The sequence below is a fragment of the Aeromicrobium sp. genome, assembly GCF_036676885.1.
Lineage (GTDB): Bacteria > Actinomycetota > Actinomycetes > Propionibacteriales > Nocardioidaceae > Aeromicrobium.
Genome location: NZ_JAKFCB010000145.1, coordinates 1 through 9,613 on the forward strand (window position 1 = coordinate 1; position 9,613 = coordinate 9,613).

Consider the following 9,613-nt stretch of genomic DNA (forward strand, 5'->3'; position numbering starts at 1 on the left):
TGCAGTGGTTGCATCTCCTGGGCGACGACCAACGCCTGCTGGCGACGCCGTTCGCCGTCATCGCCGGCCTGACCTACAACTTCCTGCCCTTCATGGTGCTGCCGCTCTACGCCAGCCTCGAGAAGATCGACCCGCGCCTCATCGAGGCGTCCAGCGACCTCTACGCCTCGCCGGCGAAGGGATTCTGGAAGGTGACCCTGCCGCTGTCGATGCCCGGAGTCGTTGCCGGGACGCTGCTGACCTTCATCCCGTCGGCCGGCGACTACATCAACGCAGAGCTGCTCGGCAACCCCAACACGACCATGGTCGGCAACAGCATCCAGAACCTCTTCACGACCGTCAACGACTACGCCGCGGCAGGCGCGCTCTCGGTGATCCTGATGGCCATCATCGTGACCTTCGTGATCGCCTTCATCCGACGAGCTGGGACGGAGGACCTCGTATGAGCCGACTGGCGAGATTGCGTCGTTGGATCGGGGAGCACCTGGTGCTCGGCCTGGGCATCCTCGTGCTGATCTACACGTTCGTGCCGATCGCTGTCGTGGCACTCATGAGCTTCAACGACAGCAGCAAGTCCCGCAACCTCTACAAGTTCCAGAAGTTCACGTGGGACAACTGGCTGCACCCGTGGGAGCCCAACGGCATGAAGGAATCGGTCATCCTCAGCATCGAGATCGCCTTGTTGGCGACGCTCGTGGCCACGATCCTCGGCACGCTCGCCGCGTTCGCGCTGGTCAGGCACCGCTTCAAGGGGCGCTCGGCGGCCAACCTGATCATCTTCCTGCCGATGGCTTCTCCCGAGATCGTCATGGGTTCGTCGCTGCTGGCGCTGTTCGTCTCGAGCGGCTTCGGCGGTCAGCTGGGCTTCTGGACGATCTTCATCGCGCACGTCATGTTCTGCCTGTCCTTCGTCATCGTGACGGTCAAGGCACGCCTGGGTGGTCTGGATGACAACCTCGAGCAGGCGGCGATGGACCTCTACGCCACGGAGTCCCAGACGTTCTGGCGTGTCACGTTCCCGCTGGTCCTGCCCGGCATTGTCGCCGCGGCGCTGCTGAGCTTCTCGTTGTCGTTCGACGACTTCATCATCACGAACCTCAACGCGGGGCAGGAGCTCACCTTCCCGATGTTCGTCTGGGGTGCCTCGCAGCGTGGGGTTCCGATGCAGGTCAACGTCGTCGGCACGGCGATGTTCCTCATCGCGATCGCGATCGTGCTCGGCAACGAGCTGGTCCGGAGAAGGCAAGAAAAGGCCCTCGCCGCGGGTTAGGTCGTGAGGTTGCCGGCTCGCTGCGGTAGGGCGCCGAGCTCAGGAGCGAGTTATCGCCCATCGACAAGCGGACGACGCTGCGTGACGCGGCATCGCAACGACGCTTGTCGATGGGCGACAACTCTCTCGTGAGCGCTGGTGACGACGACGCAAACGCGCCGGCCGACAACGCAGACGCGGGAGCCCCGAAGGCGTACCCAGGGCTACAGGTGACCCTGGGCTTCCGTCAGGACGCTTCGCAGGATTGACTCCATCTCGTCGAAGTGGCTCTGCTCGGCGATGATCGGCGGTGAGAGCTGGATGACCGGGTCCCCGCGGTCGTCGGCGCGGCAGTAGAGCCCGTTGTCGAACAGCGCCTTCGACAAGAACCCGCGCAGCAACCGTTCGGACTCAGCATCGCTGAACGTCTCCCTGGTGGCCTTGTCCTTGACCAGCTCGATGCCGTAGAAGAAGCCGTCCCCGCGTACGTCGCCGACGATGTCGAGGTCGAGCAGCTTCTCGAGGGTCGCCCGGAACGCCCCTTCCGTCTCACGGACGTGCTCGTTGAGCTTCTCCCGCTCGAAGATGTCGAGGTTGGCCATCGCGACCGCAGCGGACACGGGATGGCCGCCGAACGTGTAGCCGTGCGAGAAGCTCGCGTCGCCCTTGAGGAACGGCTCCATGATGCGGTCCGACGCGATCATCGCGCCGAGCGGCGAGTAGCCGGACGTCAGCCCCTTGGCGCAGGTGATCATGTCGGGCACGTAGTCGTAGCGGTTGGCGCCGAACATGTCGCCGAGCCGCCCGAAAGCGCAGATGACCTCGTCCGACACGAGCAGGACGTCGTGGCGGTCGCAGATCTCGCGTACGCGCTGGAAGTAGCCCGGCGGGGGAGGGAAGCAGCCGCCGGCGTTCTGCACCGGCTCCAGGAACACCGCGGCGACGGTGTCGGGGCCCTCGGCGATGATGGCGTCCTCGATCTGGTCGGCGGCCCAGCGGCCGAACGCCTCGAGGTCGTCACCGTGCTCGGGCGCGCGGTAGAAGTTGGTGTTGGCGACGTGTCTCGTGGTCGGCACGAGCGGTTCGAACATCTCCTTGAGGGCCGGGATGCCCGTGATCGAGAGCGCGCCGTGCGTCGTGCCGTGATAGGCGACCTCACGGCTGATGACCTTGGTCTTGCTGGGCCTGCCGGTCAGCTTGAAGTACTGCTTGGCGGCCTTCCACGCGGTCTCGACGGCCTCGCCGCCGCCGGTCGTGAAGAACACCCGGTTGAGGTCACCGGGGGCGTACGACGCGATGCGCTCGGCAAGCCTGATCGCCATGGGGTGCGCGAACGTCCACAGCGGGAAGAACTCGAGCTCCTTCGCCTGCTTCGCGGCAGCCTCGGCCAGCTCTGCCCGGCCGTGCCCGGCCTGTACGACGAAGAGCCCGGCGAGTCCGTCGAGGTATCGCCGCCCCTTGGCATCCCAGATGTACATGCCGTCACCCTTGGTGATGATCGGGATGTCGTGGGTGTCGTCGTAGCTCCCGTGGCGGGAAAAGTGCATCCACAGGTGGCGTTTGCCTGCCTTCTGCAGCCGGTCGTAGTCCTCGTCGGAGTAGCTCATGCAGCCATCTTCGCAAGATTGCCTCGACGAACACAAGGGAATTCGTCGTATCATCCGCCGTCTGATTCGGATTCCGTTGCCCCACGCGGGGGATTGGGGTTGGATGGAGCCATGGATCGACCCATCACCAACATCATCAACGGAGAACTCGTGCCTGCGGCGAGCGGCGCGACGTACGACGTCATCGACCCGTCGACCGGTCAGGTGTACGCCTCGGCGCCGCTGTCCGGTGCGGAGGATGTCGATCGTGCGTTCGGGGCCGCCGCAACCGCGTTCGAGACGTGGCGAGACACGACACCGTACGAGCGCTCGAAGCTGCTGAACCGGTTCGCCGGCGCGATCGAGGAGCGGGCCCAGGAGATCGTCGACGTCGAGTCGCGCGACACCGGCAAGCCCAAGGCGCTCACGATGAGCGAGGAGATCCTCGGACAGGCGCTCGACGCCATGACGTTCTTCGCCGGTGCCGCGCGGGTGCTAGAGGGCAAGTCCGCCGGCGAGTACCTGCGCGGCCACACCTCGATGATCCGGCGCGAGCCGATCGGTGTCGTGGGGCAGGTGACGCCGTGGAACTATCCGTTCGTCATGGCGATCTGGAAGATCGCGCCGGCGCTAGCTGCCGGCAACACGATCGTGCTCAAGCCCAGCGACACGACACCGGCCTCGACGACGCTGTTGGCCGAGATCGCGCAGGAGTTCTTCCCTCCCGGCGTGTTCAACGTGGTCTGCGGCGACCGGGACACCGGCCGCGCGCTCGTGACGCACCCGACGCCCCAGATGGTCGCGATCACCGGATCGGTCCGTGCCGGCATGGAGGTGGCCGCTGCCGCTGCAGCGGACCTCAAGAAGCCGCACCTGGAGCTCGGTGGCAAGGCTCCGGTGGTGGTGTTCGACGACGCCGACCTCGCTGCGGCTGCTGAGGCGATCGCCGGCGCCGGCTACTTCAACGCCGGCCAGGACTGCACCGCGGCGACGCGCGTGCTGGTGCATCCGCGCGTGGCCGCAGACTTCACCGCCGCGCTGACCGAGGCCGCCCGGGGCACCAAGGTCGGCATGCCGGACGACGACGTCGACTTCGGACCGGTCAACAACGCCAACCAGCTCGCCCACGTCAAGGAGTTCATCGACTCGCTGCCCGATCACGCACGGCTCGAGACCGGCGGCTCGCGGCTCGACGCGCTCGGCGACGGCTACTTCTTCGAGCCGACCGTGCTCTCCGGACTGCGGCAGGACGATCACGCGAGCCAGGACGAGATCTTCGGACCGGTCATCACGGTGCAGCAGTTCAGCGACGAGGACGAGGCGGTGCGCTGGGCCAACGGCGTGAAGTACGGCCTGTCATCGTCGGTGTGGACCAAGGATCACGGGCGCGCGATGCGGGTGTCGCGCCGGCTTGACTTCGGCTGCGTGTGGATCAACACGCACATCCCGATCGTCGCCGAGATGCCACACGGTGGCTTCAAGCACTCCGGCTACGGCAAGGACCTGTCCATGTACGGGCTTGAGGACTACACCCGGATCAAGCACGTCATGACCAACCTGGAGGCCTGAGATGAGGATCTTGCTGGTGGGTGCCGGCGGCGTGGGCTCGGCGTTCTGCGCCATCGCCGCCCGACGCGACTTCTTCGAGTCGATCGTGGTCGCCGACTATGCGCTCGAGAGCGCGGAGCGCGCCGTGGCCGAGGTCGACGATCCGCGGTTCTCGGCTGCGCAGGTCGACGCCTCCAGCGCGTCGTCCGTCGAGGACCTCGCGCGTACATCTGGAGCCACGCACGTCATGAACGCGGTCGACCCGCGGTTCGTCATGCCGATCTTCGAGGGTGCGTACGCCGCGGGTGCCGACTACCTCGACATGGCGATGAGCCTGTCGAAGCCGCACCCGGACAACCCGCACAGTGAGACCGGGGTCAAGCTCGGCGACGAGCAGTTCGCGGTGGCCGACAAGTGGGAGTCGGCCGGCCGCCTCGCCCTGGTCGGCATCGGCGTGGAGCCGGGCCTGTCCGACGTGTTCGCGCGCTATGCCGCCGACCACCTGTTCTCCTCGATCGACGAGCTCGGCACCCGCGACGGCGCCAACCTCACGGTCGACGGCTACGACTTCGCGCCGTCGTTCTCGATCTGGACGACGATCGAGGAGTGCCTCAACCCACCGGTGATCTGGGAGGACGGCCGCTGGTTCACGACGGAGCCGTTCAGCGAACCGGAGGTGTTCGACTTCCCCGAGGGCATCGGCCCGGTCGAGTGCGTCAACGTCGAGCACGAGGAGGTGCTCCTCATGCCCCGCTGGATCGAGACCAAGCGGGCGACGTTCAAGTACGGGCTCGGCAACGAGTTCATCGAGGTGCTCAAGACGCTGCACAAGCTCGGCCTCGACTCGACCGAGAAGGTCAACGTGCCGTCGACGGTCGGGGGCGCGCCGACGGTCGTGCCGGTCTCGCCGCGTGATGTCGTGGCCGCCTGCCTGCCCAATCCCGCCACGCTCGGCGACAAGATGCACGGCAAGACCTGCGCGGGTCTCTGGGTCACCGGCATCGGCCTCGACGGGCAGCCCCGGTCGACGTACCTCTATCACGTCGTCGACAACGACTGGTCGATGCAGGAGTACGGCCACCAGTGCGTCGTCTGGCAGACCGCGGTTAACCCCGTCGTCGCCCTCGAGCTGCTCGCCAACGGCACGTGGTCCGGCGCCGGGGTGCTCGGGCCGGAGGCCTTCGATGCCGTGCCGTTCCTGGAGCTCCTCACCGCATACGGCTCACCATGGGGCCAGAAGGAGCTCGACCCCGCCTGAGGGAGATCCGGCCTCTCCGAAGGGAGATCCGGCCCCACAGCGGAGCGGGGCGGGACGCTAGAGCAGTCCCGCGTCGTGCATCGCGATCGCGACCTGCACCCGGTTGGTGGCGTCGAGCTTGGCGAAGATGTGCGAGATATGCGCCTTGACCGTCGCGACGCTCATGTGGAGGTCGGCGGCGATCTCGGCGTTCGACGATCCGCGACCGACCGCCATCGCGACCTCGCGCTCCCGGTCGGTCAGGCGGGCCACGCGCGTCTGCGCCTCCGCGTCGCTCCGCTGGTCGGGTGCCGCGTCGGTCACCTGGCGGATGAGCTGCTGGGTGATGGTCGGCGAGAGCATGGGCTCGCCGTCGACGACCTTGCCGATCGCCGCGACGATCTCCGCAGGCGGCGTGTCCTTGAGCAGGAACCCGTTGGCGCCGGCCGCCAGCGCCCGCACGACGTACTCGTCGGCGTCGAATGTGGTCAGCACGATGACCTTCGGCGGATCGGGCAGCGCCAGGACCGCGGCCGTCGCGGCAATGCCGTCCAGCACCGGCATGCGGATGTCCATCAGCACCACATCGATGCCGCCTGCCCTGACGGCTTCGACGGCCTTCTGGCCATTGGCCGCCTCGGCGACGACCGTGATGACGTCGGAGCCACCGAGGATCAACGCCAGCCCCGCCCGCACCAACGGATCGTCATCGGCGAGCAGCACCCGGATCGTCATGCCGGCCACGGTAGCCATGCCTCGACGACGAACTCGCGCCCCGGGGTGATCCGGTGCGCCATCCGACCGCCGACGAGGGCCGTGCGCTCGGCCAGCCCGATCAACCCGAGTCCGGACTCGGGTGCGTCGTCGCCGTTCGAGCCGACCTCGAGCGGGTTGGTCACGGCGATCGACAGCCCGGTCCACGGGCTCCCGGTCACCGACACGGTGACCAGCGTGTTCGGGGCATGCTTGCGGGCATTCGTGAGGCTCTCCTGCACGACGCGATAGAGCGTGCGTCCGATCGTGTCCGGTACGCCGTCGAGCGCGACGAGATCCTCGGTCTCGATCCGCATGCCGGTCGCCCGGGCCTCCTCGAGCAGCGCCGGGAGGTCGGCCGCAGAGGGCTGCGGTCGCTCGGGGCTCGAGTCGCCGGGGTCGTCGCGCAGGATGCCCAGGACATCGCGCAGCTCGACGAGCGCCTGGTGCGAGCTCTCCTGGATCACCGCGGCGGTCGCCCGCATCTCCTCGGCGGTGAGGTCCTCGCGATACGTCAGCGCGCCCGCGTGCATCGTCACCAACGAGATGCGGTGGGCCAGCACGTCGTGCATCTCCCGGGCGATGCGCCCGCGCTCGGCCGTACGCGCCTGGGCAACGCGTGCCGCCTGCCCCGCTTCAGCGGTGTCTGCACGTTCGCGGAGCGTCGCGAGGAGCTCGCGACGTGAGCCGATGTACATGCCCCAGCCGACCGAGATGGCGATGATCGCGACGATGAACGGGACGGTGAAAGCGAGGGTGTCGTCGGTGACCGGGTTGTAGCCCTCCAGCACGAGGCCGGCGACGAGCGCCAGGACGCCGACCGGGATGATCTCGCGCCAGCGTCGCCGGGTAGCCAACGACACGAGAGCCAGCGTGGCGGGGCCGGCGGACGTCCACGACACGAACGACAGCGCGTTGGTGATGGCGGCGACGGGGACGGGCGCGGCGCGGCGCCAGGCGACGAGAACCAGCGTGAAGACGCCGAGGGCCAGATCGGTCCAGAACCACCACCTGAGGTTGTCCCACTGCCAGTAGGCAATCTCGAACCAGGCGGCCCCCGAGATCGTCAGCACCAGGGCGTACCGCCAGGCATGGTTCCACCACCGAAGCTCCGGTTGGTAGGCGATGTCCTGCACGTCCCAAGGCTAGGGGTGACGTTCGTGAAGCACGACGGCCGTTCGGCTCGCCCGACTCATACTTTCGGCTATCGATCCATGGTCCCTCGACGGATGTGAGTGCACCCCTCCGCCGTGCAGACTGGGTGTCATGATCACAGTTGAAGGACTTACGAAGACGTACGGCGGCTTCAAAGCCGTCGACAATGTCTCGTTCGAATGCCGACCGGGAGCCGTCACCGGCTTCCTCGGCCCGAACGGCGCAGGCAAGACGACCACGATGCGCATCATGGCGGGCCTGACACCGGCCACCGCCGGATCCGCGCTCGTCAGCGGCGTCAGCTATCACGACATCCCCAACCCGGGCACGCAAGTGGGAGTGCTCCTCGACGCCTCGGCGCAGCACGCCGGGCGGACGGGACGCGAGATCCTCACGCTCAGCGCGTTGACCATGGGTCTGCCGATGTCACGTGTCGACGAGATGCTCACGCTCGTCAGCCTGACTCCGGACGAGTCCAAGCGTCGGGTCAAGAACTACTCGCTCGGCATGCGCCAGCGGCTCGGCATCGCCAACGCGTTGCTGGGTGACCCCAAGATCCTGATCCTCGATGAGCCGGCCAACGGCCTCGACCCGGCCGGCATCCACTGGATGCGCAGCCTGCTTCGCGAGTACGCCAATCGCGGCGGCACGGTGCTGTTGTCGTCGCACCTGCTGCACGAGATCGAGGTCATCGCCGACGAGATCATCGTGATCGGCAACGGCAAGATCGTGGCGCAGGGCACCAAGGCCGAGCTGCTGCAGACCGCCGGCACGTTCGTCAAGGCCGGCGACATGTCTGCCCTCGCCAACGCACTGACAGCAGCCGGTATCTCTGCCACGCCGTCGGGTGACGACGGACTGCGCACGGAGTCCACTCCCGAGCAGGTCGGCAAGGCCGCGGCCTCCGGAGGCGTTGCCCTGATCGAGCTGCGGCCCGCCGAAGGTGCAGGTCTCGAGGAGATGTTCCTCCAGCTGACTGCCGACACCCAGCGTGAAGACGTCACCCCCGAAGGAGCCACCTCATGAGTACGCAAGTCGTCACGATCGACACCGACCGGCCGGGCGTGCCCGTCAGTCGGCTCGTCAAGGTCGAGCTGCGCAAGATGTTCGACACTCGCTCCGGGTTCTGGCTCATGATGAGCATCGCGATTGTCGCGGCGCTGGCGACCATCGGCTGCATCCTGTTCGTGCCGAACGAGAACCTCGAGTACTCGGTCTTCGGCGCGGCGGTCGGCTTCCCGATGGCGATCCTCCTTCCAGTCATCGCCATCTTGTCCGTCACCGGTGAGTGGAGTCAGCGCACCGGGCTGATCACGTTCACGCTGGCCCCGCACCGCGGCCAGGTCATTCTGGCCAAGGCGCTCGCCGCGATCATCGTCGCTGTCGTCTCGATGCTCCTCGCCTTCGCGATCGGGGCCCTTGGCAACGTCTTGGGCTCGATGCTCAACGGCGTCGACCCGGTGTGGGACATGTCGGTGGGGGACCTCCTGCTGATCATTGGCGGCAACGTCCTCGGCCTGCTCATCGGCTTCATGCTCGGCGTGCTGATCCGTAACACGCCTGGCGCGATCGTGGCGTACTTCGTCTACTCGTTCGTGCTGCCGACCATCTTCGGGATCCTTGCCGAGCTGGTCGACTGGTTCAAGGACATCCACCTCTGGATCGACTTCAACGCGGCGCAGACGCCGTTGTTCGAAGGTGGCTTCGACAATGGCGAGCAGTACGCCCAGCTGGGCGTGTCGGGCGTGATCTGGCTGGTCATCCCACTGGCGATCGGCCTGTGGGCGGTGCTGAGGTCCGAGGTCAAGTAAGCGACTCCCGGGGCGGAGGGGGCGCGGCGACAGGACATCCCTCGTCTGCCGCCGCTCCGGGGCCAACCCACGATGGCGACACCCGTGCAGGGTGTCGCCATCGTGCATGTCCGGCGCAAGTAGGTCGTCGGCCGACGATCAGGGAGAATGGCGGCATGCGCAAGCGTGTCGCCGTTCTCGGCTCTACGGGATCCATCGGGACCCAGGCCCTCGAGGTCATCGCCGCCAACCCCGAACGGTTCGAGGTCGTCGCGCTCGCCGCCGGCGGAAGCAA

The 9,613-nt window shown here is 67.2% G+C and carries 9 protein-coding genes and 1 pseudogene; 7 read left to right on the forward strand and 3 right to left on the reverse strand.

Annotated features, from left to right (window positions below):
• Both V6M46_RS07195 and V6M46_RS07200 read left to right on the forward strand, forming a co-directional pair.
• The coding region (locus tag V6M46_RS07195) for an ABC transporter permease (RefSeq protein ID WP_332663312.1) at nt 1-446 on the forward strand (446 nt) is incomplete at its 5' end.
• A complete protein-coding gene (locus tag V6M46_RS07200; RefSeq protein WP_332663314.1) occupies nt 443-1,270 on the forward strand; it encodes an ABC transporter permease in 828 nt (275 codons plus the stop codon). The genes V6M46_RS07195 and V6M46_RS07200, both read left to right, overlap by 4 nt.
• Nucleotides 1,271-1,473: 203 nt before the next feature.
• Here the strand turns inward: V6M46_RS07200 and V6M46_RS07205 are convergent, their stop codons facing one another.
• Nucleotides 1,474-2,856 carry an aspartate aminotransferase family protein gene (locus V6M46_RS07205; RefSeq protein WP_332663316.1) on the reverse strand — a complete coding sequence of 461 codons (1,383 nt, stop codon included), beginning with the start codon at nt 2,854-2,856 and terminating at the stop codon, nt 1,474-1,476.
• A 111-nt stretch (nt 2,857-2,967) separates the two neighbouring features.
• Here V6M46_RS07205 and V6M46_RS07210 point away from each other — a divergent pair, with 111 nt between their 5' ends.
• Together V6M46_RS07210 and V6M46_RS07215 are read left to right on the forward strand one after the other, a co-directional pair.
• A complete protein-coding gene (locus tag V6M46_RS07210; RefSeq protein ID WP_332663318.1) occupies nt 2,968-4,404 on the forward strand; it encodes a gamma-aminobutyraldehyde dehydrogenase in 1,437 nt (478 codons plus the stop codon).
• Between the two features lies 1 nt (nt 4,405).
• Nucleotides 4,406-5,641, forward strand: coding sequence for a saccharopine dehydrogenase family protein (locus tag V6M46_RS07215; protein WP_332663319.1), 1,236 nt, complete (start codon nt 4,406-4,408; stop codon nt 5,639-5,641).
• Between the two features lie 57 nt (nt 5,642-5,698).
• Here V6M46_RS07215 and V6M46_RS07220 read toward each other — a convergent pair whose 3' ends face one another.
• Both V6M46_RS07220 and V6M46_RS07225 read right to left on the reverse strand, forming a co-directional pair.
• Nucleotides 5,699-6,355 (reverse strand): response regulator transcription factor, encoded by a 657-nt coding sequence (locus V6M46_RS07220; RefSeq protein WP_332663320.1) that lies wholly within the window; start codon nt 6,353-6,355, stop codon nt 5,699-5,701.
• Entirely contained in the window at nt 6,352-7,509 is a 1,158-nt protein-coding gene (locus V6M46_RS07225) for a sensor histidine kinase (protein WP_332663322.1), read from the reverse strand. The genes V6M46_RS07220 and V6M46_RS07225 overlap by 4 nt, the downstream gene beginning before the upstream one ends.
• 130 nt (nt 7,510-7,639) lie before the next feature.
• Between V6M46_RS07225 and V6M46_RS07230 the strand changes: the two genes are divergently transcribed.
• The 3 genes and pseudogenes from V6M46_RS07230 to V6M46_RS07240 all read left to right on the forward strand — a co-directional run.
• Entirely contained in the window at nt 7,640-8,554 is a 915-nt protein-coding gene (locus V6M46_RS07230) for an ABC transporter ATP-binding protein (protein WP_332663324.1), read from the forward strand.
• On the forward strand, nt 8,551-9,339 hold the full coding sequence (locus tag V6M46_RS07235) for an ABC transporter permease (protein ID WP_332663326.1): 789 nt from the start codon (nt 8,551-8,553) through the stop codon (nt 9,337-9,339). The genes V6M46_RS07230 and V6M46_RS07235 overlap by 4 nt, the downstream gene beginning before the upstream one ends.
• A gap of 155 nt (nt 9,340-9,494) precedes the next feature.
• Nucleotides 9,495-9,613: pseudogene (locus V6M46_RS07240) on the forward strand (1-deoxy-D-xylulose-5-phosphate reductoisomerase); the annotation flags it as partial.